This is a genomic window from Streptomyces sp. NPDC050997 (genome assembly GCF_040660135.1).
Classification (GTDB): Bacteria; Actinomycetota; Actinomycetes; order Streptomycetales; family Streptomycetaceae; genus Streptomyces.
On sequence record NZ_JBFAGK010000003.1, the window covers coordinates 628,759 to 652,640 of the forward strand.

The following is a 23,882-nucleotide window of genomic DNA, read 5'->3' on the forward strand; positions in this document are numbered from 1 at the left end:
GAACGGGCCGTGCCGCCCACGCATCGAAGAGGGTCCGCTGAGCGGGACGCGCGGGTGAGCCTCAGCTCCGGCCGGTGTCCGCCGCCCCTCCGCCCGTGCCCGTCACCCCTCCGCCCGTGCCCGTCACCCCTCCGCCCGTGCCCGTCACCCCTCCGCCCGTGCCCGTCACCTCCGGGCCCGTGTCCGTCGCCTCCGGGCCCGTGTCCGTCGCCTCCGACCGGGGTCCCGTCGGCCGGTGACGCTGCGTGCATGCGCGGTGCGGTCTGCTCAGCGAGACGGGTCCCTTGGGCGGATCCGCCAGTCCCCCGCATGCTCACCATCACAGTTCATCCGGCAGCAGGAGGACACGCACGATGACGGTCGAGGACTCGCCCGACGCACGGCCCACGGTCCGCGGCCGCCGCAGACCAGCAGGGGAACCCGGACGCCAGGACTGGGCGTCGTGGCCCCACTACGACGCGGCGGGCGCGGGCTTCCGCGGCTACTGGTATCCGGTCACCTGGTCCAGCCAGATCACCGCCGATCCGCTCCCGTTCACCATCTGCGGCGAGAAGATCACGCTGATCCGGGACGGCGGCACTGCGTACGCGCTGCACAACCGCTGCCCGCACCGCGGCGTACCGCTCTCCGAGGGCAACCAGCAGTTCCCCGGCACCGTCAGCTGCCCGTACCACGGCTGGACCTTCGACCTGCCCACCGGCAAGCTGGCCGCGGTCATCACCGACGGGCCGGGCTGCCGGCTGACCGGCAAGGTCTCGGTGCGCACCTACCCGGTCGAGGAGCGCCTCGGCATGGTGTGGGTGTACATCCCCCTCGCCGACGAGGAACCGCATCCGATCGACTCCCAGCTCCCCGAGGAGCTCGTGTCCAACGCCTTCGTGATGGGCGGCAGGATCGACCCGCGCAGCGGCAACTGGCGCTTCGCCTGCGAGAACGGCTTCGACGAGGGCCACGCCAAATACCTGCACCGCACCGCTCTGTGGCGGCTGTTCAAGCCCATGCCGACCTGGAACATCACCCGGATCGTGCCCAAGGGCCGCTGGATCTTCCGGGTGCAGGACGAGGTCCACTGGGAGGCGGACTTCCCCGGGGTGGGCCACTGGACCAACAAGCGCTGGTGGAAGGCCCGGCCACCGAAGGAGACCTTCAACATCGGCAACACGGGCAAGCCGGACAAGGTCGACCCGACGATCGAGGCCCAGGAGTTCCCCGGTTTCGCGTCCCTGTCGATGCCCGGCGTGCTGCGCATCGCGTATCCGAACTTCATCCACTACGAGTTCTACGTCCCGGTCGACAAGGACAACCACCGCTACGTCGGCGTGATGGTCAACTTCACCGAGGGCTGGGACACCCTGCGGTTCTACGCCAAGTACCTGGGCGCGATCCGCTGGCTGTTCCACGGCCAGTTCTCCGGCCAGGACGCGTGGATGGTCGACATCACCGACGCTCCCCCGGAGAAGCTCTACCGCCCCGACATCTCGCTGACCGCCTGGCGGAACCTCAGCGAGGAGGAGTACGGCAAGAAGCTGGCCGGCACAGGCTCCCCCACCGACACAGCCTCCCCTGCCGCCACCGGTTCCGGCACCGACGAGAAGAAGGCATGACCATGGGCCGCATCCTGCTCACCCTGCTGATCGGCGTCGCGGTCGCCGTCGGGCTCCCGCTGGCCAAGAAGCGCTTCGAGCGCACCGCCATGACCCAGGTCCACAGGATCAACCAGTGAGCGCCGACGAACTGGAGGGCCTCGACACCAGGCGCGCCGCCTGGGTTCAGGACGCCTGGCGGCACGTGACCGACGACCGGCTGCGCGAGCTGATCACCGGCCTCGTCGACATCGCCAGCCCGACCGGCGACGAGGGCCCGCTCGCCGAGCACATCGCCGCCACCCTCACGGCCGCCGGCTGCCGGGCCCGGGTCCAGCCCCTCGACGACCGGCAGGCCAACGCCTGGGCCCGGCTCGACGGCGACGGCACCGGACCCGACCTGATGCTGTACGCGCCGATCGACACCCTGACCGTCGGCGAGGAGAGCGAGGACCTCCCCTGGATCGGTCCCGAGTTGCGGGACGACATGCGCCCGCGGGCCACCGTCTACGACGACCTGGTCACCGGGCTCGGAGCCTCCAACCCGAAGGGTCACGCCGCGTGCGTGATGATGGCCGCCGAGGCGATCGCGCTCGCCGGGATCCCACTCACCGGCGACCTGGTCGCGGCCTTCGGCGCGGGCGGCATGCCCACCAACGCCCGGCCGGTCGGCACCCGCCGCAACACCGGGCAGGGCGTGGGCTGTTCGTTCCTGCTCGAGCAGGGGGTGTGGACCGACTACGCGGTCATCGCCAAGCCCGGCTGGACGGTGTCCTGGGACGAGGTCGGTCTCGTGTGGTTCGAGGTCACCGTCCGCGGCACGCACACCTACGCCGGCTCTCGCCACCGGCTCCCGTACGACAACGCGATCGTCCGCGCCGGTGAGGTGGCCCGGTACCTGGAGGAGTGGTTCGTCGAGTACGCCGACCGGCACACCGCCGGGACGGTCGCGCCGCAGGGCATCGTCTCCTCGGTGCGCGGCGGCTGGCCGCGGATGGCGGCGGTGACACCGGCCGCCTGCACCCTCATGGTGGATCTGCGCATCAGTCCCGACACGACGCCGATGCAGGCCAAGCGGGAGTTCATGGCCGCCGTCGACGCCATGCGCGACAAGATGCCCGGGCTCGACGTCTCCGCCGACATGGTCGTGGCCATCGCCGGGACCCGGACCGATCCGGACAGCTGGGTGCGCCGCAGCGCGACGGCCGCCTGGGAGGCGTTCGAGGGGCGCGAGCACGAGGCGATCCTCGGCAACAGCGGCGCCACCGACGCCAACATCCTGCGCGGGCGCGGCATCCCCACGGTGCGGGTCGGCATGCCGAAGGTCACCGAAGCCCCCTTCGACATCGACTTCGCGCGGGGGATGAACACCGTCTCCGTACGGGCCATGGAGAAGCTGACGCGTCATCTGATCCGTACGGCGGTCGACACCGTCACCCGCTCCCGCGACGAGCTGGAAGGAAAAGCGGTATGACCGAGATCGTCCTGGGTGTGGGCGCTTCGCACAGCACGCTGATGAACACCCACTGGGAGGAGACCCTCCACAAGGACCGGGCCGAGCGGTTCCGCGACGCGCTCACGCAGGCGCGCGAGGAGCTCGCCGCGGCCCGGCCCGACACGGTGATTTTGGTCGGCTCCAACCACTTCCGCGGCTTCTGGCTTGACCTGATCCCGAGCTTCACGATCGGTGTCGGCGAGTGCGTCGCCAGCGGCGAGTCGGGCACCCCCAAGGGCCCGCAGCCGGTGGACGTGCCGCTCGCCCGGCACATCGCGAACTCCCTTGTGGAGGGCGGGAGTTTCGACCCCGCCTTCTCGGCCCGGCTGCAGATCGACCACGGCCAGTCGCATGCGATCCAGTACCTCCTCGACGGGCTGGACGTGGAGATCGTGCCGCTCGTCGTGAACGTCTTCGCCCCTCCCCTGCCCACACTCGCGCGCTGCGAGGACCTGGGCCGGGCGATCCGGGAGGCCGTACTGGCGTTCCCCGGGGACCGTCGTGTCGCCGTCATCGGCTCGGGCGGGCTCTCGCACCGGCTGCCCTGGCCGGACTGGCGCGAACCGCAGGGCGACGACGAGGAGTTCATGGTCGGCGCCTGGCTCAACGGCCGGGAGAACTGGCAGGACTACGACGTCCGGCGCCGCGAGATCATCCGGGCCGCCGAGGCCGCGCTCAACCCGGAGTTCGACGACGAGTTCCTGGCCCTCGTCCAGCGCGGCGAGACCCACCGCATCGCCGAGTACACCACCGAAGAGCTGGAGAAGGTGGCCGGCAACGGCGCCCAGGAGGTTCGCACCTGGCTGCTCATGGCGGCCCTGCTCGACCACGTCCCCGGTCGGCGCCTCGCCTACGAACCGATGCCCGAGTGGCTCACCGGCATGGGCGTCGCCATCCTCGACCCCGCACGCACCAACGAAAGGCAGCCATGAGTATCTGGACCGAACTGTCGGGCATCGACTACCGCCACGCGTACGTCGAGACCGGCGATGTCACGACACGCGCCCTGCAGGCGGGTCCCGAGGACGGCGAGCACGTCGTGTTCCTGCACGGCACGACCGGCCACCTGGAGGCCTTCGTACGCAACATCCCGGCGCACGCCTCGGCCGGCTACCGCTGCCACGCCATCGACATGCTCGGCCACGGCTACACGGGCAAGCCGGACCGCCCGGGCGAGATCCCCGCGTACGTCGAGCACCTGATCGCCTACCTCGACGCGGTGGGCGCCGAGCGGGCGCATCTGGTGGGCGAGTCGCTGGGCGGCTGGGTGGGGTCCTGGGCGGCGAGCGAGTACCCGGACCGGGTCGCCTCGCTCCAGCTGCTGTGCATGGGCGGCACGAAGGTCAACCCGGCGGTGATGGACCGGCTGAAGACCTCCACCCGCGACGCGGCCCTCAAGGAGGAGATCTCGTACACCCGGGACCGGTTGGCGCTGCTGTGGGCCGACTGGGACGAGGACCTGGGCGACGAGCTGACCCAGGTGCGCTACGAGATCTACCACCACCCGGAGTTCCAGCGGAACCTGCACAACCTGCTGGCACTTCAGGAGCTCGAGGCGCGCGAGCGCAATCTGCTCCGCCCCGACCGTATGGCACGGATCAAGGCCCCGACGCTGGTGGTGTGGGGCAACAAGAACCCGCTCGGGGACGTCCCGGAGGCCGAGGCCATCACCGCGGCCATCCCCGGAGCCCGTCTGGAGGTCTTCAACGAGTGCGGGCACTGGCCGCAGCACGAGAAGGCCGACCTCTACAACCCGCTCAGCCTGGCCTTTCTCGCCGAGTCATCGTGAGGTAACTGCCATGACCGTCGTGCCGATCGACCGCGCCGCACCCGCCCCCTCCGCGCATTCCCCCGCCCGCTCTCCCTCTCCCTCCTCCGCTCCGTCTTCGTGTCCCGACTCGATGAACTCCGTCCTGGGCAAGGTCCGGCCCATCCTGGAAGCGTTCACCATCGACGACAACGCGCTCTCCCTCGCCGATCTCGTGCGCCGTACGGGCGTGGCGAAGGCCACCGTGCACCGGCTCTGTCAGGAGCTGGTGGTGTGGGGGCTGTTGGAGAGAGCGGGCTGCGACTACCGGCTCGGGCTGCGGCTGTTCGAGATCGGCCAGCGGGTGCACCGGCAGCGGATCCTGCGCGAGGTGGCCCAGCCGTACATGGAGGACCTGCTGCTGGCCACCCACGAGACGATCCACTTCGCGATCCACGACGGCATCGACGTCGTCTACCTGGAGAAGATCCTGCCGCACCGGGGGCTGAGCGAGGAGTCACGGGTGGCGGGCCGGCTCCCGCTGTACGCCACCGCCACCGGCAAGGCGATCCTGGCCTTCTCCCCCGCCTCCCTGTTCGGCGAGGTGGTCAGGACCGGGCTGAAGCCGTTCACCCGCCACACGATCACCTCGCCGGGGCGGCTGCGCGGCCAGCTGGAGCGGGTCCGGGAAGAGGGCATCGCGACCGAGGCGGAGGAGATCAGGCTCGGCTACACGAGCATGGCCGTGCCGGTCTTCGGGCAGCCGAACGCGCTGGCGGGCGCGTTGTCGATCACGGCGCCGACCTACCGCATGGACGCGGCCGCCCACGCGAGCGCGCTGCGCATCGCGGGCCTGGGTATCAGCCGGTCGCTGCGGTCGGCCCTGTGAACACGCTGGAGGAGGTGCTGGCCCGGGCCCGCGGTCTCATCGGCCGGTGGGAGGACGAGGACTGCGGCACGCTGACCGTCAAGGACTTCTGCCGGTACGCCGCCGCGGTCGACGACGTCGACTACATCCGCCGGGCACGCGCCCGGGAGTCTGCCGGTGCGGCGGTGGAGGCGCCCGCCCTGTTCCTGGCCGCCACCATGAGCTGGGAGGACGGGCCGGCCGAAGCGGAGTTGCGGCCGGACGGCCTGGCCGCCCGGGAGTCGCCGTGCACCCAGGGCCTCCCCGTGCGCCAGGTGCACGGCGGCCAGGCGGTAAGGCTGAGCCGGGCGCCGCTCGCGGGCACCCGGGTCACCGCCTCGCGCGGCGTCACCTCCGTCGAGCGGAAACACGGCCGGTCCGGCGACTTCGTCCTGCTGGGCCTCGCCACCCGTTTCACCTCGGCGGACGGCATCGAACTGACGGCGGTGGACGAGACGATCGTCGTGCTGGAGGCCGTCCCTGAGGGAGCGACCCCATGAACCCCCCTGTCGATCGCCCCGCGACCGCACCCGACCCCACCCCCACCCCGGCCGCTGCTGCTGCTGGTGAGGTCTGTCCGCCGCGCCGGTACACGCACAGCAGGGTGCAGCTGTTCCGGTTCAGCGCCGTGTCCTGGAACTCACACCGCATCCACTACGACGCCGAGTTCGCGGCCACGGAGGGCTTTCCCGACGTGGTCGTCCAGTCCACCCTGCACGGCGAGACCCTCAGCCGGTACGCGCTGGAGTGGGCCGGGCCGGACGCCCTGCTGAAATCGGTGAGTTGGCGCAATGTCACGACCGCGGTGGCCGGTGAGCCGCTCACCTGGATCGGGACGGTACGTATGGTCGCGCCCTGCGACGAGGGCGTGTGGATGACGCTCGACGTCCGCGTACTCAAGGACGACGGCGCTGCCTGCGTCACGGGGCACGTCGAACTCACGTGCCCTGGTGCTCGTACGACCCCTTGAGCGGTGCGGTGTCGATGCCGCGGACGGCGAAGGTGATCTCCCGGATCGCCTTCGCCGTCCGCGTTTCTCGTTGTCCGCGTTCCTCGCCGTCCGCGTTTCTCGTTGTCCCCGAGCCGGCCCTGCTCGGCGGCGGCCATCGCATCTGCGGTGCGTCCCGCCAGGCGGACCAGTTCCGTTGGGCGGGGGCCCGTCCGTCCATACGCTCCTGAACCATGAGCGTTCCTACTGATGAGCCGGTCACCACGGACGAGTCCCCGGTGGTCGAAACCGACATCCTGATCATCGGTGCCGGCCCGTCGGGCCTCTACGGCGCCTACTACGCGGGCTTCCGCGGACTGCGCGTCGCGGTCATGGACGTACTGCCCCAGCTCGGCGGCCAGATCAGCGCGATGTACCCCGAGAAGCCCATCTTCGACATCGCCGGCTTCCCGTCGGTGCGCGGACGCGACCTCGTCGACAACCTGGTCGCCCAGGCGGAGCCGTACGGTGTCCGCTACCTCCTCGGGGAACGGGCCGTGGAGCTGTCCTACGAGCCCGACGGCCGGCCCGTGGTCCGGGGCGACCGGGGGACGACCGTACGGGCCGGGGCAGTCGTGATCACCGGCGGTGTGGGCACCTTCACCCCCAGGCCGCTGCCGGCGGGCGAGGACTACCTCGGCCGCGGCCAGGTCTACTTCGTGCCGGACCCGGCCGACCACACCGGCCATGACGTGGTCGTCGTCGGCGGCGGCGACAGCGCCTTCGACTGGGCGGCGACGCTCGCGCCGATCGCCCGCTCCGTCCGGCTCGTCCACCGCACCGCCCGCTTCCGAGCCCACCAGGCGACGGTGCAGAAGGTGCGGACCCTCGGCATCGAGATCATCACCGACTCCGAGGTGAGCGCGCTGCACGGCACCTCGCGGGTGGAGCAGGTCGAGGTCCGGCACCGCACCACGAAGGCCACCCGGCTGCTGCCGGCGCACAGCGTCGTCGCCGCCCTCGGCTTTGTCGCCGACCTGGGCCCGCTGCAGAACTGGGGTCTCGACCTGCAAGCACGACGGATCGCCGTGGACACCCGGATGGCCACCAACCTGCCCCGCGTGTTCGCCGCCGGCGACATCACCGACTACCCGGGCAAGGTGCGCCTGATCGCCGTGGGCTTCGGTGAGGCCGCCACCGCCGTGAACAACGCGGCCACCGTCATCGATCCGGAGGCGGCCCTGTTCCCCGGGCACTCCACTGACAAGGAGAACTGAAATGGCGTACGTGATCGGCCAGGCCTGTGTCGACATCATGGACCGGTCCTGCATGGAGGAATGCCCGGTCGACTGCATCTACGAGGGTGAGCGCAAGCTCTACATCAACCCGGTGGAGTGCATCGACTGCGGCGCCTGCGAGACGGCCTGCCCGGAACAGGCCATCACCGTCGACCGGCTCGCCGACCCGGAGTTCCGCGCCGACAACCGCCGCTTCTTCGAGGAGCCACTGCCCGGCCGCACGACCGCGCTGGGCACACCCGGCGGAGCCAGCGGCCTCGGCGCGGTGGGTGTCGACACGGCGCTCGTCAACGCCTCGGCGGAGAGCGCCTGATGAGCGCCGTCTCCGCCGAGGCGTCCAAGGCCGCCGACGCGCTGTCGGAGGCCACCTCGACGAACTCACCGTGCCCGCCCGTGCGTACGTTCCTCCCCGATGTCGAGGCCGCGTACGCGGTACAGCGTGTGAACGTCGAACGCGGTGTGGCCGCGGGGCGGCGCGTCGTCGGCCGCAAGATCGGTCTGACCTCCCCCGCGGTGCAGACCCAACTCGGTGTGGACCAGCCCGACTTCGGGACGCTCTTCGCCGACATGGCGGTCCCCGAGGGCACCCCCGTCCAGGCCCGGCGGCTCATCCAGCCCAAGGTGGAGGCGGAGGTCGCGCTCGTGCTGGGCGCCGGGCTGCCGCACCGGGACTGCACGGTGGCCGACATTCTGCGCGCGACCGACTTCGTGCTGCCCGCGCTGGAGATCGTCGACAGCCGTGTCTCCGGATGGGACATCGGCATCGTGGACACCGTCGCCGACAACGCCTCCAGTGGCCTGTTCGTACTCGGCGGCACTCCGGTACCGCTCACGGGGCTCGACCTGCGCGGGGTGCGCATGACGATGACCCGGGGCGGCGAGACGGTGTCCGAAGGGAGCGGCGCCGACTGCCTGGGCAGCCCGCTCAACGCCGCGGCCTGGCTCGCGTCGACGCTGGCCGGCCTGGGCGAACCGCTGCGGGCCGGGGACATCGTGCTGACCGGCGCGCTCGGCCCGATGGCGGACGCGGCTCCCGGTGACCGCTTCGAGGCACGCATCAGCCAACTGGGCGCAGTGCGGGTCGAGTTCGCGACGGGGGAAATTGGGTCATGATCAGGTGTTGCGGTCAGGCAGCTTCTGAAGGTGTCAGCGTTCACTCTGCGCCACCAGCTAGACACGGTCACGGACCGCGCCCGGAAACCTGGCGTCACCGCAGGTACATATCCACGTAACTGAAGTACGTCTATATTTTGCCTTCTCAGTACTGGTGTCCGCCTTCCCCGAGGCGTACCGCTCAGGTGAGGAGGGTGAGTCATGGTGGCTGCGTATGAGGTCAGTGAGAGCGGCGGAGAGACGCGGCCGGAACACGAGCCTCCCAAATCGGTCCTCGGCAAGGTCGGACTCATTCTGAGCGCCTTCCGGGACGACGACTTCTCGCTGAGCCTCGCCGAGCTGACCGTTCGCACCGGGGTCGCGAAGGCCACCGTCTACCGCCTGTGCCAGGAGCTCGTCGCCGGCGAGCTCCTGGAGCGGGAGGGTTCCAACTACCGACTCGGGCTGCAGCTGTACGAGATCGGTCTGCGCGCGCCGCGCCAGCGGACCCTGCGAGAGGCCGCGCGGCCCGTCGTCGAGAACCTCGCGCAGAGCCTCAACAACGCCGTCACCCTGGCCGTGCCGAACGCCTCGGAACTGCTGTGCATCGAGAACGTCGGCACACACCGCAACCGGGCCCGGGCCAGCGTGGGCGGCCGGCACATCCAGCTGCACAGCACCGCCTCCGGAAAACTGACCCTCGCCATGCTCCCCGAGCAGTACCCGCTCTCCCTGGTCCTGGCGCGGATGCGCCGCCGTACCCCGCACACGCTGACCGCCGCCCAGCTCACCGACGAGCTCGTCCGCATCCGGGAGCAGGGCTACGCCACCGAGGTCGAGGAGTTCCGCCCCGGCTACCTCGCCGTCGCGGTGCCCGTGCGCGGCACCGACGAGGCCTATCTGGGCGCGCTGTCGGTCATCGCCCCCACGGCGGGCAGCAACATTCCCCGGATGCTGGTGGCGCTGACCGGCGCGTCCCACACCATCACCTCGCGCCTGACCCTCTTCGAGGCCTACCGCGCTCCGCGCTGACGAGGTCGGCTTCCGTTGCGTCGTCGACCAGTATCCGGGCTATGCCCTGGTGTGGGACCTATCGGACGGGGGTGGCCAGACGCTCCACCTCCTGCGAAGCGTCCCGTACCGCTTGTTCGGCGCGGGCCACGGCGTCAGCCGCCGCCCGGCACCGTTCCTCGGCTGCCTGCTGTTCCTGCTCGGCCTTCTGGAACTGCTCGCGTGCCTGTCGCAGCTGGCCTTCGGCCGCGGACACCTGTTGACGGGCCTGGTCGTGCCGGTCGCGTGCCTGCTCCATCGATGCGTCAGCGTCCGCTTGTTCGGCGTGCTGCTCGCGAAGCCGCCGATCGGCCGCTTTGGCGGCCTTGCGGGCCTGGGTGAGCTGTTCCTGCCTCTGGCGGCGACGCTGCGCGAGTTCGTCCTTCGTCGGCGTCCGCTTCTGCGAAGACCGTGGCGCGGTCGGCTCTCGTGTCGGCGTCCGCGGTGCGCCGGCTGGGGCGGCGGTGCTGGAGGGAAAGTCCGCGGGCGGAGTGAGGGGGCTCCGCAGCCGACCGGCGGCCCACCGGTCCGCCGCGGCCTGGTCGGCGAGCACGGCGTGCAAAGTGGATGCGACGTCCTGCTGCGCCGCGTCCGACAGCGGGTGACCCGCTTCGCGGGCCAGTGCGGCAGCCTGCCGGGACAGGGACGAGACAATCTCCCGGCGCTGGTCCGACAGCTCCTTGATGCCGTCGGCATCCAGGGTTCGGTAGGCCTCGCGCAGCGCCCTCCCCAGTTCCAGGAATCGCTGACTCGCCACCGGCTGCGAGCGCAGCAGCACGTTCGCTGCCCAGGCCGCGAGTGTGGGGCGGCGAGCGGCATGGATCAGGCGGGCATCGTCCATGCGCCCGTCCGCCTTGGCCTCGGCAGCCAGCTCCTCACGGCGGGTGACGAAATGGGGCGGCGGCGTCGTGTACAGCTCGTCCAGAGGCCCCTCGGCGTCGTGGCCTCCGCTTCCCCGTACACCCTTACGCTGCATGATCATCAGACTTCATCACGTCGGGCCATCGCGCACCTCGGGCGGTACCCCGGTGGGACAGGGCGGGGCTGCGTCGGTGGCGAACAAGGCGCACTCGATCCTCGAAGGACCTCAGCTACTCCGTGGCGCCGTGCTGTTCGGCCCGCGTACCGGAACGCCCGGCGTGCTGCGGCGCGGTCATGTCGAGCAGGAGCATGGCGTCGTGGTCGGAGGTGTCGGGTTCGGCGGTGTAGACGCTGAGGCGTTGGCCGGGGGTGCCTTCGAGGTGCATGCTCTGGCCGCTGAGGGTGAGGGTGCCTACCTGGGGGTGGTCGAAGGTCTTCTGGATCTTCTTGCGGCCCACGACGTCGTAGCGCTCCCACAGCTTGGCGAAGTCGGGGCTCTTGAGCAGGAGTTCCCCCACCAGGCTGGTGAGGTCGGGGGCGTCCGGGTCGGTGCCGGCGACGGCACGGAGCCGGGCCACACAACCGCGGACCTGGTAGGCCCAGTCGGGGAAGAGAGTGCGCGCGGTGGGGTGAAGGAACAGGTAGCGGGCCAGGTTGCGCCGAGTGGCGGGCCAGTCGGCGAGGCCCGCGTACAGGGCGAGGCCGCCGGGGTTCCACGCGAGCAGGTCCATGCTGCGGCTGATGACGTAGGCCGGGTTCGGCCTCATCGTCTCGAGGACCAGCTTCAGGTGCGGGCGCACGGTCCGGCTGGGCGGCGGCGCGGATTCGGGCGCATAGCGAGCGGCTCGGGCGGCGAGTTCGCGCAGGTGCTGGTGTTCGGCGTCGTCGAGATGCAGGGCGCGGGCGAGGGCGTCGAGCACGGAGGGGCTGGGGCGGGTCTCCTTGCCGCGCTCCAGACGGACGTAGTAGTCGATGCTGATGCCGGCGAGCGTGGCCAGCTCCTCGCGGCGCAGGCCGGGGGTACGGCGCAGGCCGGTGCCCACGGTGAGGCCGACCTGGTCAGGGCTGGTCTGGGTGCGGCGCGCGTGCAGGAACCGGCCCAGCTCCATGTCGGCGCTCCTCCTGGTGCTCTGCTCGGATGCCATATCACCAGTGTCACACCGCGCTGACCTGCGTGGCAGGCGTGTGGGAGGCCCTGTCACACCCCTGAACGTCGTTCCCCCGCTCAGCTCGGCCTGCCACCGCGGCCGAAATGGCGCGAGGCTCGAAGCCGGCCACCGCTCACGCGCCTCACCCCGCTTCGTACACAAGGAAACTCATGCAGACCGTCACCCTCAACAACCGCGTCGAGATGCCGATCCTCGGTTTCGGCGTCTACCAGATCCCGCCGGAGCAGACCGAGCAGGCCGTCACCGAGGCCCTCGCGGCCGGCTACCGGCTGCTCGACACGGCCGCCGCCTACGGCAACGAGGAGGCCGTCGGCCGCGCCATCAAGAAGAGTGGCATCCCGCGTGAGGAACTCTTCGTCACCACCAAGCTGTGGGTCCAGGACGCGCCCGCGCAGGACAACACCAGGCGCGCCTTCGAGACCTCGCTGAACAAGCTCGGTCTGGACTACCTCGACCTGTACCTCATGCACCAGCCCTACGGCGACGTGTACGGCCAGTGGCGCGCGATGGAGGAGCTCCACCGCGAGGGCCGCGTCAAGGCGATCGGCGTCGCCAACTTCTACCCCGATCGGCTCCTCGATCTCGTCCTCAACAACGAGGTCACGCCCGCGGTCAACCAGATCGAGACCCACCCGTTCTTCCAGCGCACCGCCGACCAGGAGCTCATGCGCGAGCACGGGGTGCAGATCCAGTCGTGGGGTGGGTTCGCCGAGGGGAAGAACGACATCTTCGCTCACCCGGTCCTGAGCGGGATCGGTGCGAAGCACGGCAAGTCCGTGGCGCAGGTCGTGCTCCGCTGGCTGACCCAGCGCGGCGTCGTCGCGATCCCCAAGTCGGTCCGCGCCGAGCGCATGGCGGAGAACATCGACATCTTCGACTTCGAGCTCACCGACGACCAGATGGCGGCCATCGCCACCCTGGACACCAGGGCGACGCTGTTCTTCGACCACCACGACCCGGCGATGGTCAGCTGGCTCAGCGCTCGGCGGCTGGACGGCTGATCTGGCAGAGGGCGACGTCCGAGGCCCCCCGTCGGTGTCGGTCAAGTGGGTATCGAATCGCTTCGATGAAGTCGCGACCATAGCGGCAGGCAAGGTTGCCCACGAGAGGTCGAACAAAGACCTTTATGCTCCTAAGACAGCTCAAATCCCCCTACTTCACGGCCCATTGACACACCACAGACCGACGTGCGACCTTTCGAAGCGCTTCAACAGATTCTGGCTGCCAAGGGGTCGCCCGCTGTGAGTACCGCACCCGTGCCTGCCGACCCGCCCTCCGGGCCCCGTGCCGACCGGCTCCCGCTCTTCGACAATCCCGTCATACCCGGCTTCAGCCCCGACCCGAGTATCTGCCGGGCAGGCGACGACTACTACGTGGCCACGTCCAGTTTCGAGTACGTGCCAGGTGTGCCGATCTGGCACAGTCGCGACCTGGTGCACTGGCGGCTGATCGGAAACGCCCTGGACCGGCCCTCGCAGCTCGCGCTGCCAGACACCGCCCCCTCCTCCACGGGGGTGTACGCGCCCACACTGCGCCACCATGACGGCCGGTTCTGGCTGATCACGACCGTGGTCGCCGGGGCAGGCACCGTCCTGGTGACCGCCGAGGACCCCGCCGGCCCGTGGTCTGACCCGGTACCGGTCGGCGTACCGGGCATCGATCCCGACCTCGCCTGGGAGGAGGACGGAACCTGTTGGTGCGTGTTCTCGTCGGGCGGCATCCGCGGGGTTCGCATCGACCCGAAGTCAGGCGAACCGCTCGGCGAGCCGGTGCCGATGTGGTCGGGGAGCGGACTGCAGTATCCCGAGGGGCCGCACCTGTACCGGATCGGCGACTGGTGGTATCTGCTGCTGTCGGAGGGTGGCACCGAACGCGGCCACGCGATGTCGGTCGCCCGGGCCCGTACGCTGCCAGGGCCGTTCGAACCGCACCCGGCCAACCCCGTGCTGTCCCACCGCAGTACCGACCATCCGGTGCAGAACACCGGCCACGGCGATCTGGTGCGGGCGAGCGACGGCACATGGTGGATGGTGCTGCTGGGCACCAGGCCGCGCGGCGACACCCCGATGTACCACGGCATGGGCCGGGAGACGTTCCTGGCACCGGTGCGGTGGGAGGACGAATGGCCGCTGCCCGGGCCGCTGGAACTGCGCGCGCAGGCCCCGGCACTGCCGCCGCACCCCTGGCCGCGGGAGCCGGACCTGGACGACTTCGACTCCCCCGCGCTCGCGCCGTGCTGGGTGTCGCCGCGACGGCACGACCCGGAGGCCGTACGTCTCGACGAGCGGCCGGGCCACCTGGTGCTGCACGCCCGCGGGGACAGCCTCGACACGCCCGGCGCACTCGTCGTCGGACGACGACAGCGCGACACCGACTGCACCGCACGCACCCTCGTCGATGTCACCGAAGGCGGCCGGGGCGGCCTCACGGTACGGCTGGACGAGGCACACCACTACGAGGTGGAGGTGAGTGACGGCACGGTCCGTGCCGTCGCCAGGATCGGCCCGCTGCGTCACGCCGTCGCCGAACAGGCCATACCCTCCGGCCCGTTGAAGCTCCGGATCGACATCACGACCTCCGACGTCCTGCCGCCCACGGTCACGTCCCGCGCCCCGGGGTCCACTCCCCCGCCCGGCCTCCGCGTCGGCGCCCCCGACACGCTCCGCCTGGGTTACGAGACGGACGGCGGCGACTTCGAGATCCTCGCCGAACTCGACGGCCGCTACCTCACCACCGAGGTCGCCGGCGGCTTCACCGGCCGGGTCTTCGGCATGTACGTCACGCGGGGCAGCGCGGCCTTCGACTGGTTCGAGTTGTGCTCCGCCTGACAGGCGCTTTCCCACCACGTCCGTACTCACCTGGCGGTGCGGCCCGGACGCATCGGCACGACCACGATCGAGTACGCCGGTACGGTCGGTTCCTTCGCACTGAGGAAGCGACCCCCCCGGGGAGCCACCGCCTCCCCGCGCGCTCATGTCCTCGCTCCCACCGGCCGTCGAAGCAGATAGACGCCCGCGGTCGAGACCAGGACGGCCATGCACGCGATGAACACCAGCCCGGCACCCTCCAGGCCGATCGGCCCCGTCAGTACGCCCACACCGATCACCGGTACCGAGATGCCCGCGTAGGCCACCACGAACAGCGTCGAGATCACTGACGCGCGGCGGTCCGCGGGAGACACCTCGGCCACTGCGGACAGCGCCCCGCGAAACGCCAGTCCCTGCCCGCATCCGCCGACGATCGCGCTCAGCACCACCAGCAGCAGCAGGTCCCACCGCAGCGCGCCCGCGAGCAGCGCCAGTCCGGCGAAGAGCCCGGCGCAGCCCAACGGCAGCGATCGCTCCGTCCCGACCCGGCCGACCGCCAGTTGCCCCGCCGTCGAGGCGAAGAAGGCGAGCGCGACGACCAGTCCGCTCACGGCGTGGTTGTCCACGTCCAGGGACTGCGCGAGGAACGCCGGGCTGACCGACGTGAACACTCCGAACAGTGCGAACCCCACGAACGAGGCGATCGCCGCGGGCCCGAACACCGCCCGCACCTGCGGGGGCAGGGCCGGCCGTTGCGGCCGTACGGTGCTCAGCGGCCGGGCCTCGCGTACGGTCTCCGGCAGCCACAGCAGGACGGCGGCCGAGCCGGTCACCACGGCGAGGTGTACGACGAACGGCAGGTACAGCGGCGAGACGGCGTACTGCGCGAGCACTCCGGCGAGCAGCGGACCGCAACCCAGCCCGCCCATGTTGGCGGCGGTCGCCACGAACGTGGCCCGGGATGTGCCGCCATGTGGTGCCAACTCCATGACGTACGCCGTGGCGGCCCCGGTGAACAGACCGGCGGACAGCCCCGACAGCAGCCGCCCCGCGTACAGCCAGCCCAGCCCGGTGGCACACAGGAAGCAGACAGCACTGGCGGCCGCGAATCCCAGGCCCGCCAGCAACACCGGCCGTCTGCCCACCGCGTCCGAGGCATTGCCGGCCAGCAGCAGTACGCCGATGACCCCGAAGGCGTACACCGCGTACACGACGGTCACGGTCAGCTCGGAGAACCCGAACTTCTCCTGATAGAGGCCGTAGAGGGGAGTCGGCAGCGTGGTGCCGGCCATGCAGACGGCGAACACCGCCCCGCTCAGCAAACACTCGCGCCAGCCTCGGCGATCAGCGTCCATGCCGCCGACGGTAGCCCCGCGTGCCACCCTGGCCGGCCCGGCAGGCCGCCGCTACGGGAATCGGCGTAGACCTGCGCGGGGGCGTCGGGGTCTGGTGTACCCGACCGGACCGGGCACGGGATGTCGGGTCCGGCAGGGTGGGTTCCTCCTAACGTGAGTGATCGAAAGGGAAGGGGACCGGGGTGCTGGAGCGGCTCAACCAGGCCATGGAGCACATCGAGTGCCATCTTGATCAGCGGATCGAGGTGACGGACCTGGCGCGGATCGTGGTGACGTCGGAGTACCACTTCCGGCGGCTGTTCTCCGCGTTGGCGGGGATTCCGCTGTCGGAGTACATCCGGCGCAGGCGGCTGACGCTCGCGGGTGCCGAGGTGCTGGCCGGGGAGCGGACGCTGTTGGAGGTCGCGGTGCGTTACGGCTACACCTCGGGGGAGGCGTTCGCGCGTGCGTTCCGTGCGATGCACGGCGTCGGTCCCGGCGAGGCCAGGCGGGTCGGTGCGAGTCTGCAGTCACAGCCCCGGATGTCCTTCCGCCTCATCGTGGAAGGGAGCAGCAGCATGCGGTACAGGGTCGTGGAGAAGGAGGAATTCCGTGTGGTCGGCAGGAAGGCGCGCGTCCCCCTCGTACACGAGGGGATGAACCCGGCCATCGCCGCCTTCATCCGGGGCATCGGCCAGGAGACGCTGCAGCGGATCCAGAGCCTGTCCGATCAGGCGCCGAAGGGGATCGTCTCGGTGAGTGACAACCTCGACGAAAGCCGCGCCGAGGGAACCGAACTCGACTACTACCACGGCGTGGTGACCCGCGCCGCCGTGCCCGAGGACATGGACTCACTCACCGTCCCGTCCGGGACATGGGCCGTCTTCGAGAACTCCGGGCCGTTCCCGCAGGCACTCCAGTACCTGTGGCGCGACGTGTTCACCCAGTGGTTCCCATCCAATCCGTACCGGAGCCGGCCGGGGCCCGAGATCCTGCGGACCCAACTGTCGCAGGACGCGGCGCAAGCGGACGCGGAGCTGTGGATTCCCGTGGAGCGAACCGGGGCCTGAGCCTCAGCGCGCGGCGGCTCTGTGCCGCCGCGCGCTGAGGCGTTGGTCCTGCGAACCATCGCCGCCCACGTGGCCGCCGGCGGCCGGGGCACACGCCTCCGGCGGCCGAACGGTCAGTTCTGGCGCTTGTTCTGTGTGCGCTTCGCGTCGCCGGGCAGTTGGCCGACCTTGTCGACGACGGCGTGTTCCAGTACGGCCACGCTGGAGAGCAGCGCGCCGGCCTTCGCGTATGGGGCGTCCTTGGTCAGATAGGTGCGGGAGCCGAGGAAGGAGTAGTCCTTCTTGCCGAAGATCCACTCGGTGCGGACGCCGTAGCGCGTGTCGTCGCGGGCGATCCCGAGGCCCTGGCGGCCGATCGCGTCGCGGGCCTTGGGGGCCGGGGTGACGCCGGGGATCTTCGCGGATGCCCGGTAGAGGGCGGCGGCGGTACGGGGCGGCATCATCCCACCGAGCAGGGAGCCGATCTCCTCGAACACCGCCTGGTCGCGCTCCCGGCTCTCCGCGGCCGGGGTGTTGGCGTACAGATAGGCCAGTAGTTTGTCGGGGTCGGTGGGCAGGGAGCTGAGCCAGTGGTAGGTGGGCCGGCCGAAGCCGGCCGGTGTGCCGTTGATGTCACCGAGTTCGGCGTTGATGGGGAGGGTTTCACCGTCCTCCCGGATCATGCCGAGCTTCCGCAGGGGCCCCGGTTCCTGCGCTAGCCACCCCTCACGGTCCACCAGCGGGCCGAGGACAGCCTTCCCGCTGGTCAGGTCGGCCCCGTTGCCCTTCTCCCTGGTGTACTCGAACTGGTCGTCGCGCACCGTGAGGTCGGCGTGCGTCTCCGTGGCGTCGGAGATCCGCTCCAGGAGCGCCGCGGCCGGCTGCATGTCCGTGGCCGCACGGTGCGATGCGGTGCCGGCGGTCCCCCGGTCACCGTCGGTCAGTGTGATTCCCGCGGTCACCGCGCAGGCCAGGGCCAGAGCGGTCGCCGGCGCCAGCACCGCGGGTCGCAGCAGCCGACGGGCCGGCCGGGCAGGGGCGACCTGGTCGTGGTCGATGTGATGCATCAAGAGGTCCTTGTGACGAAGGTGTTGCTCGCGCGGAAGGTCCCAGTCGGCGGGGGCCGGCAGCAGGCGGGCGATCTCGTCGCGGTCGCCGTGCCGCTCAGGGGAGGCCCCAGTGGCCTTGTCGTTCATGTGAGCTCCTCCCGTACGGGCAGGGCCGCGATCGCGGCCGCACTTGTCATCTCTCCGCGGGCTGTGGGTGGTTCCCGGTCTTCTGCCGCGAGGTGGGCGAGCTTCCTGCGGGCACGTGACAGTCGGGAACGTACGGTTCCGACGGCGATGCCCAGGGCTTCGGCCGTCTGCTGGTAGTCCAGGCCGGACCACACGCACAGGGCAAGTACCTCCCGCTCCTGTCGTCTGAGTCGGCCCAGGGCGGCCTGGACGGCACGCAGGTACCGTGCGTCGTCGATGCGTCCGACCGTCCGGGGTGCGAAGTCCTCCTCCACACGTGGCTGCGGTTGACGGGCCAGGAACAGTTGCCGTCTGCGCGCTCCCCGGCGGGCGTTGTCGGCCTTGTGGGTGGCGATGCCCAACAGCCAGGGCAGCAGGGAGCCACCGTCCTCCTGCACGCGTTCATGGGTGCGCCACGCGGTCAGGAACGTGTCGGACATGATTTCTTCGGCCGTCGACCAGTCGCCGGTCAAGCGCAGGCCGTGGTTGTACACGGCGCGGGCGAACTCGTCGTACAGCTGGGCGAACGCCTCACGGTCCCCCTCCCGCACACGGCGGCGCACATCATTTTCTGAATCCCTCACGACCACTTCTCTCCGCGACCCGGGAGGAGTTCCTGTGGCCTGCGTCACCCACTGATGTCACCGCTACGGTCATCGCCACCTGCGGAGGGATCCTCGCACACCGGATATGTGTGTCAGTCACCGTGGCCTTGCGCATGGTCCGCCGGACAGGCGCCGGGACAGGCGCCGGGACAGGTGCCGGGACAGGTGGACGACTCACATGTATGGGTCCCGTCATCGCCCCGCAGAACACTCATGTCAGTGCTGGGACCTGCGTGAGGAGAACAACACGCTCTTGTTGTCCGTACTATCGCTACGACAGGGCCCCGCGCCTTGTACATGACTGCCGCCCAGCAGGCATCCGCCCGAAGCACGCTCGTGTGGCAGTCCATTCGACTTCGGCCCCAAGCCGAGGAAAGGTTGTGTGCACCCATGTCGCAGAACGCCTCAGTCACCGAACTGACATCGCAGTACACCGCTCAAGTGGCCGCCGACCTCGAGCGCAACGCCAAGGAGCAAGACCGTATCGGTGGCGAAATCGCCGCGCTGCAGGAACAGTTGGCAGCCATCCAGGCCGACCACACGGTTCTGACCAACATCCAGCAGGCGATCGGCACAGCGCCGGCATCCGCGGCGCCCGCCGCCCCGTCGGACAGCGTCGCGGTGCCCGCTCCCCGCAGGAAGCCGGCCACCGGGTCCGGCACGGGCAAGCGGACACGGACGAAGAAGACCGGCCCTCAGCCCGGTCCGGCCGCAGCCAAGAAGCCGGCCGCGGTGAAGACGACCGCTGGGAAGCCTGCTGCCGAGAAGCCTGCGAGGAAGTCGGCTGCCGAGAAGCCCGCGGGGAAGTCGGCCGCGGGGAAGCCCGCAACCACGAAGTCGGCCCAACCGACGCTCGTCGACCTGGTCCGCCGTCACCTCGTCGAGCAGAACGAACCGCGTTCGGCAGCGGAGATCACCACCGCCCTTGACCAGGCCCACCCCGAGCGGGGCGTCAAGACGACCGTGGTGCGCACGACACTCGAAGGGCTGGTCGCCAAGAGCCAGGCGCAGCGCTCGAAGCAGGGATCGTCCGTCTTCTACACCGCCCCCGACGCGCCGAAGCAGGCAGCACCGGCCAAGTCCGAGGAGCAGCCCGCGAAGGCCGACGCGTAACCGACGCGGCGCGCGGTGGGGCACTCGACGCTTCGTGGGCTTCCGCGCCTCCGTCGCGCTCGACGACGTCGCCGCCGCGGTCGCGGTCGCGGTCGCGGTCGCGGAACTCGACCGCGCGGTCGGCGAGTTGGGGCGCGCGCTCGGCGTCCAGAAGTGGGGTTCCATACCCATGACCGCAGCAGGAGGAGCCACCACGTGACCGCTCGTGTCACCTTCGTCTCGCCCGCGATGAGCTCGTCGCTGCGTCAGGCCCGCTTCGACGACGGGGGCTCGATCGACGCCGGCGGGGCGGAGCGGGCCCGTGCCGTGGCCGGATCCCTGCCGGCGGCTGTGCGTGTCGTGGTCTCTCCCACCGTGCGCTGTCGCGAGACGGCTGCCGCACTGGGTCTCGACGGCGCGGAATCAGCGGAGTTGGCGGGACTGGATGTCGGACGCTGGCGGGGCCTGACCCTGGCCGAGGTCGGCGCCGGTGAGCCGGAGGCGGTGGCCCGCTGGCTCGCCGATCCCGAGTCCGCGCCCCATGGCGGGGAGTCCGTGGAGGACATGTGCGGGCGGGTGACGCGCTGGCTGGCGGCGTCCCAGGACACGGGCGGCCGTACGCTCGCCGTCGTCGAGCCGGAGGTGGTGCGGGCCGCGGTGGTCCACGTGCTGGGGGCGCCCTCGGCGGCCTTCTGGCGGCTCGACGTGCCACCGCTGACGGCCACCACGATCAGTGGGCGCGGCGGCCGCTGGAACCTGCGGCTCGGGCACCCGCCGGACTCCGTCGGGGCGGTCGCGGACCATTGAGTGGAGCTGACTCAACAGGGTTCTCATGACGCCGTGCCCCGGTGACGGCGCGGCAGCGCCGCGATCGCCCAGCGCAGGCAATCGGTGTCCGCGTCCGCCGGTACGGCCTCGGCGGTGCCGCGCGATGCCGTGCATGCACCGGGTATCGCGCCTGCCCGGTCGCAGCCCCCGGCCGGAACTGCCAACCCGAAGAACGCGAGAGGGCCCCCGGACGGTTCCGCGGGCCCTCTCGTCGTGTCGGTCAGGTCATTGCGGGGCGGCTACCGCCGTGCCCGCGGACACCGTGGCCGGCTTCGGGTGCAGCAGCCGTTCGGCCAGTTCGCCGAAGACTAGGCCGAAGCCTCCCCACAGCGTGATCTGCATGGCGAGGGCGGACAGGCGGAACCGCCACAGCAGGGCGGCCGGGAAGTCGCTCGGCACCTCGTTGATGGCGGGCAGGAACGCGTACGCCAGCCCGATCACGACGGCGAAGCCGAGCACGGCGACGACGGTGGCGTACCAGGTGCCCAGCCTCGGTGCGAGCCGTTTGCCCGCGATCACCGCGGCGATCGCGAGAAGCACGCTGAGCGCCATCATCAGGAAGTACAGCGTGGTGCGCTGACCGATGGTGTCATGGTCGCCGACCGCGGGCGGGTTGGCCGGGTACTTCAGGAACGGCACGACGTACACGGCGAGCAGCGCGGCCCCCGACAGGAGCAGCGCCGTGGCCCGCGGGCTGAATCGGCCCACGCGGCCGAGCGCGAAGCAGAAGGCGAGAGCGGCCATGCCGCCGAACGCCACCCCGAAGATCAGGACGCCGGTGGCCAGGCCCGCGGTGGACTGCAGGGAGCGGGAGACGAGTTCGACCTCGTGCTCGTGGGCGGGGGCGTGGGACTCCTCGAAGCCGATGGCGCTGTCGATGCTCGGTTCACCGAGGAAATAGGCGACGATCAGGGCGAGCACGCCGGCACCAAGGCCGGCGAGCATGCCCCGAACGAGCAGGTTTCTTACTGTTGCGGAGTTCATGGGTGTGCGGCGTCCCTCGAATCAGTGGCAGGGGAAGCCGAGGAGGTGGCGGGCGTCGTGAACCCACTCGTGGACGTTCTCGCCGGAGACGACTGAGGTGGCGCCCTGTTCGGCGCCGACGAAGTACAGCAGGACCAGCATCAGGATGCCGAAGAAAACCGCCCAGGGGGCGATGGCCTTCAGTGGGAGCTTGGCGGGAACGACGGGGGTGGTGGTTGTCGGCTGGGCGACATGCTGCGCCATGGCAGGGCCTCCTCTGGGAGTTCGCGTCCCATCTCGGTGGTGCACATGACGACGGCCACGGGTCTGACTCGCGATGCGCCCCCTCGGGGGGCACCGTCCACAGTGGCGCGACCGTGCCGGATTCTCACCGGCTTCCGATGCCGTCGTCAATATCACAGCGACGGTACCGTGTGTCGGGTCCATGGCCAATACCGCACCACCTGGCGTGACGCCGTTCTCGCCCGCCAGGTGACCCGGATCACCGACCGTTCGCCGGTCACCGATGGCGGAACCGGGCCGCCGCTTCAGGCCACTACGTGGTGGTTTCCGGCCCGGGGAGAGCGAGTTCACGCTCGCCGAGCGGGGTGAAGAAGCGCTCGACGTCGACGTCGGTCACCTCGTCGAGGGTGGCCGGCGACCAACGCGGGGTGCGGTCCTTGTCGATGACCTGGGCGCGGATCCCCTCGACCAGGTCGGGGGTGGTCAGGGCCGCGCAGGAGACGCGGTACTCCTGTTCCAGCACCCGCTCCAGCGGGCCGAGCCGCCGGGCGCGGCGCAGGGCGGCCAGGGTGACCTTGAGAGCGGTGGGCGACTTGGACAGCAGGGTCTCCGCGGTCTCCTTCGCGGCCGGGTCGCCCTGGGCGAGCAGCCGATGGACGATCTCCTCGACCGTGTCAGCCGCGTAGCAGGTGTCGATCCACTCCCGGTGGCCGGCCAACTCCCCCTCCGGCGACAGCCGCGTGTGACGGTCCAGGGCGTCCCGGACGGGCAGTTCGGCGAGGTCGTCGACGAACTGCCGGAGTGAGACGGAGGGTACGTAGTGGTCGGCGAGCCCGCACAGCAGTGCGTCCCCGGCACCGATGTGCGCCCCCGTGAGCGCCAGGTGGGTGCCCAGTTCGCCCGGGGCGAGGGCGAGCAGGTGGGTGCCGCCGACGTCCGGCACGAACCCGATACCGGTCTCGGGCATGGCGATCCTCGACCGTTCGGTGACCACCCGGACGCGGCCGTGCGCGGAAACGCCGACACCGCCGCCCATGACGATGCCGTCCATGACGGCGACGTACGGCTTGGGGTAGCGGGCGATGCGGGCGTTGAGGTGGTACTCGTCCCGCCAGAACGCGGCCGAGGCGGTGCCGTCCCCGTCGCGTGCGTCATCGTGGACAGCACGGATGTCGCCGCCCGCGCACAGGCCACGCTCCCCCGCGCCGGTGACGACGACGGCCTCCACGGCCGGATCGTGTGCCCATGCGGTGAGTGCGTCGTCGATACGGCGCACCATGGCGTGGTTCAGGGCGTTGATGGCCCTCGGGCGGTTGAGGGTGATGTGGGCGGCCCGACCGGTGATGTGCAGCAGGACGGGTTCCTCGCTGCCGGTCATCCGGGTGCCTCCGCCAGGGTCCGGGCCATGATGACGCGCATGATCTCGTTGACTCCTTCCAGGAGCTGCTGGACACGACGGTCACCGACGATCTTCTCAACGCCGGAGTCGCTGAGATAGGCGTAGCCGCCGTGAAGTTGGGAACCAGGTCCGGGGTGCCGCGAAGCCCACGAGAACGCGGAAACAGGCCCGCCGAGAGCGCGGACGGCGTCGTTCGG

At 70.6% G+C, this 23,882-nt stretch carries 27 protein-coding genes, 1 pseudogene and 1 riboswitch; of the genes and pseudogenes, 18 read left to right on the forward strand and 10 right to left on the reverse strand.

The features are described from left to right. Positions 1–353 precede the first annotated feature (353 nt). The 8 genes from AB0H86_RS09570 to AB0H86_RS09605 are packed head-to-tail and all read left to right on the forward strand — an operon-like array spanning position 354 to position 6,702. Positions 354–1,604 (forward strand): Rieske 2Fe-2S domain-containing protein, encoded by a 1,251-nt coding sequence (locus AB0H86_RS09570; protein WP_362435039.1) that lies wholly within the window; start codon positions 354–356, stop codon positions 1,602–1,604. Then, positions 1,601–1,723 carry a hypothetical protein gene (locus AB0H86_RS09575; protein ID WP_362435042.1) on the forward strand — a complete coding sequence of 41 codons (123 nt, stop codon included), beginning with the start codon at positions 1,601–1,603 and terminating at the stop codon, positions 1,721–1,723. The genes AB0H86_RS09570 and AB0H86_RS09575 overlap by 4 nt, the downstream gene beginning before the upstream one ends. After that, the gene (locus AB0H86_RS09580; RefSeq protein WP_362435045.1) at positions 1,720–3,057 is read left to right on the forward strand and encodes a deacylase; all 1,338 of its coding nucleotides are present in this window, start codon (positions 1,720–1,722) and stop codon (positions 3,055–3,057) included. The genes AB0H86_RS09575 and AB0H86_RS09580 overlap by 4 nt, the downstream gene beginning before the upstream one ends. Next, entirely contained in the window at positions 3,054–4,010 is a 957-nt protein-coding gene (locus AB0H86_RS09585) for a catechol 1,2-dioxygenase (RefSeq protein WP_362435048.1), read from the forward strand. Before AB0H86_RS09580 ends, AB0H86_RS09585 begins: the two co-directional genes overlap by 4 nt. Next, positions 4,007–4,867 (forward strand): alpha/beta fold hydrolase, encoded by an 861-nt coding sequence (locus AB0H86_RS09590; protein ID WP_362435051.1) that lies wholly within the window; start codon positions 4,007–4,009, stop codon positions 4,865–4,867. Before AB0H86_RS09585 ends, AB0H86_RS09590 begins: the two co-directional genes overlap by 4 nt. A gap of 10 nt (positions 4,868–4,877) precedes the next feature. After that, a complete protein-coding gene (locus AB0H86_RS09595; protein ID WP_362435053.1) occupies positions 4,878–5,714 on the forward strand; it encodes an IclR family transcriptional regulator in 837 nt (278 codons plus the stop codon). After that, positions 5,711–6,232, forward strand: a complete 522-nt coding sequence (locus AB0H86_RS09600; RefSeq protein ID WP_362435055.1) for a MaoC family dehydratase N-terminal domain-containing protein — start codon at positions 5,711–5,713, stop codon at positions 6,230–6,232. The genes AB0H86_RS09595 and AB0H86_RS09600 overlap by 4 nt, the downstream gene beginning before the upstream one ends. Beyond that, a complete protein-coding gene (locus AB0H86_RS09605) occupies positions 6,229–6,702 on the forward strand; it encodes an acyl dehydratase (protein WP_362435057.1) in 474 nt (157 codons plus the stop codon). The genes AB0H86_RS09600 and AB0H86_RS09605 overlap by 4 nt, the downstream gene beginning before the upstream one ends. Here AB0H86_RS09605 and AB0H86_RS09610 read toward each other — a convergent pair. Beyond that, a complete protein-coding gene (locus tag AB0H86_RS09610) occupies positions 6,671–6,916 on the reverse strand; it encodes a hypothetical protein (RefSeq protein ID WP_362435059.1) in 246 nt (81 codons plus the stop codon). The genes AB0H86_RS09605 and AB0H86_RS09610 overlap by 32 nt on opposite strands. Between AB0H86_RS09610 and AB0H86_RS09615 the strand changes: the two genes are divergently transcribed. From AB0H86_RS09615 to AB0H86_RS09630, 4 genes are all read left to right on the forward strand, one after another. Next, on the forward strand, positions 6,915–7,937 hold the full coding sequence (locus tag AB0H86_RS09615) for an NAD(P)/FAD-dependent oxidoreductase (RefSeq protein WP_362435061.1): 1,023 nt from the start codon (positions 6,915–6,917) through the stop codon (positions 7,935–7,937). The genes AB0H86_RS09610 and AB0H86_RS09615 overlap by 2 nt on opposite strands. Before the next feature lies 1 nt (position 7,938). Then, positions 7,939–8,271 carry a ferredoxin gene (fdxA, locus tag AB0H86_RS09620; protein ID WP_362435063.1) on the forward strand — a complete coding sequence of 111 codons (333 nt, stop codon included), beginning with the start codon at positions 7,939–7,941 and terminating at the stop codon, positions 8,269–8,271. After that, entirely contained in the window at positions 8,271–9,071 is an 801-nt protein-coding gene (locus AB0H86_RS09625) for a fumarylacetoacetate hydrolase family protein (RefSeq protein ID WP_362435066.1), read from the forward strand. The genes fdxA and AB0H86_RS09625 overlap by 1 nt, the downstream gene beginning before the upstream one ends. A gap of 201 nt (positions 9,072–9,272) precedes the next feature. Continuing rightward, complete coding sequence (locus AB0H86_RS09630; RefSeq protein ID WP_362435068.1) at positions 9,273–10,082, forward strand: IclR family transcriptional regulator; 810 nt, start codon at positions 9,273–9,275, stop codon at positions 10,080–10,082. Positions 10,083–10,140: 58 nt separating this feature from the next. On the opposite strand, the gene AB0H86_RS09635 is transcribed toward AB0H86_RS09630, so the two are convergent. Continuing rightward, positions 10,141–11,076, reverse strand: a complete 936-nt coding sequence (locus AB0H86_RS09635) for a hypothetical protein (RefSeq protein ID WP_362435070.1) — start codon at positions 11,074–11,076, stop codon at positions 10,141–10,143. A 115-nt stretch (positions 11,077–11,191) separates the two neighbouring features. Next, positions 11,192–12,106: a helix-turn-helix transcriptional regulator gene (locus AB0H86_RS09640; protein WP_362435073.1), complete on the reverse strand. Its 915-nt coding sequence runs from the start codon at positions 12,104–12,106 to the stop codon at positions 11,192–11,194. Between the two features lie 173 nt (positions 12,107–12,279). Here AB0H86_RS09640 and AB0H86_RS09645 point away from each other — a divergent pair, with 173 nt between their 5' ends. Then, a complete protein-coding gene (locus tag AB0H86_RS09645; RefSeq protein WP_362435075.1) occupies positions 12,280–13,131 on the forward strand; it encodes an aldo/keto reductase in 852 nt (283 codons plus the stop codon). Positions 13,132–13,386: 255 nt separating this feature from the next. Next, entirely contained in the window at positions 13,387–14,958 is a 1,572-nt protein-coding gene (locus AB0H86_RS09650; protein WP_362435279.1) for a glycoside hydrolase family 43 protein, read from the forward strand. Between the two features lie 143 nt (positions 14,959–15,101). Here the strand turns inward: AB0H86_RS09650 and AB0H86_RS09655 are convergent, their stop codons facing one another. Next, positions 15,102–16,292, reverse strand: coding sequence for an MFS transporter (locus AB0H86_RS09655; protein WP_362435077.1), 1,191 nt, complete (start codon positions 16,290–16,292; stop codon positions 15,102–15,104). 182 nt (positions 16,293–16,474) lie between these two features. Between AB0H86_RS09655 and AB0H86_RS09660 the strand changes: the two genes are divergently transcribed. Further along, positions 16,475–17,341, forward strand: a complete 867-nt coding sequence (locus tag AB0H86_RS09660) for an AraC family transcriptional regulator (protein ID WP_362435079.1) — start codon at positions 16,475–16,477, stop codon at positions 17,339–17,341. Positions 17,342–17,454: 113 nt separating this feature from the next. On the opposite strand, the gene AB0H86_RS09665 is transcribed toward AB0H86_RS09660, so the two are convergent. Further along, positions 17,455–18,516, reverse strand: coding sequence for a CU044_5270 family protein (locus AB0H86_RS09665; protein WP_362435082.1), 1,062 nt, complete (start codon positions 18,514–18,516; stop codon positions 17,455–17,457). Further along, the gene (locus AB0H86_RS09670) at positions 18,513–19,118 is read right to left on the reverse strand and encodes an RNA polymerase sigma factor (RefSeq protein WP_362435281.1); all 606 of its coding nucleotides are present in this window, start codon (positions 19,116–19,118) and stop codon (positions 18,513–18,515) included. Before AB0H86_RS09670 ends, AB0H86_RS09665 begins: the two co-directional genes overlap by 4 nt. Positions 19,119–19,550: 432 nt before the next feature. On the opposite strand from AB0H86_RS09670, the gene AB0H86_RS09675 reads away from it, so the two are divergent. Genes AB0H86_RS09675 through AB0H86_RS09685 form a run of 3 tightly spaced genes read left to right on the forward strand, consistent with a single transcriptional unit; the run spans position 19,551 to position 21,059 of the window. Beyond that, on the forward strand, positions 19,551–20,273 hold the full coding sequence (locus AB0H86_RS09675) for a hypothetical protein (protein ID WP_362435086.1): 723 nt from the start codon (positions 19,551–19,553) through the stop codon (positions 20,271–20,273). 34 nt (positions 20,274–20,307) lie between these two features. Continuing rightward, a complete protein-coding gene (locus AB0H86_RS09680) occupies positions 20,308–20,472 on the forward strand; it encodes a hypothetical protein (protein WP_362435088.1) in 165 nt (54 codons plus the stop codon). Further along, positions 20,469–21,059, forward strand: coding sequence for a histidine phosphatase family protein (locus tag AB0H86_RS09685; RefSeq protein WP_362435091.1), 591 nt, complete (start codon positions 20,469–20,471; stop codon positions 21,057–21,059). Before AB0H86_RS09680 ends, AB0H86_RS09685 begins: the two co-directional genes overlap by 4 nt. Positions 21,060–21,305: 246 nt before the next feature. Here the strand turns inward: AB0H86_RS09685 and AB0H86_RS09690 are convergent, their stop codons facing one another. The 4 genes and pseudogenes from AB0H86_RS09690 to AB0H86_RS09705 all read right to left on the reverse strand — a co-directional run. Continuing rightward, entirely contained in the window at positions 21,306–22,064 is a 759-nt protein-coding gene (locus tag AB0H86_RS09690; protein ID WP_362435093.1) for a CbtA family protein, read from the reverse strand. Positions 22,065–22,085: 21 nt separating this feature from the next. Continuing rightward, the gene (locus tag AB0H86_RS09695; protein ID WP_362435095.1) at positions 22,086–22,307 is read right to left on the reverse strand and encodes a CbtB-domain containing protein; all 222 of its coding nucleotides are present in this window, start codon (positions 22,305–22,307) and stop codon (positions 22,086–22,088) included. Between the two features lie 35 nt (positions 22,308–22,342). After that, positions 22,343–22,493: riboswitch (cobalamin riboswitch) on the reverse strand. A gap of 106 nt (positions 22,494–22,599) precedes the next feature. Continuing rightward, entirely contained in the window at positions 22,600–23,664 is a 1,065-nt protein-coding gene (locus AB0H86_RS09700) for an enoyl-CoA hydratase/isomerase family protein (RefSeq protein ID WP_362435097.1), read from the reverse strand. Next, a pseudogene (locus AB0H86_RS09705) lies at positions 23,661–23,804 on the reverse strand (acyl-CoA dehydrogenase family protein); the annotation flags it as partial. The pseudogene AB0H86_RS09705 and the gene AB0H86_RS09700, both read right to left, overlap by 4 nt. Positions 23,805–23,882: the final 78 nt, after the last annotated feature.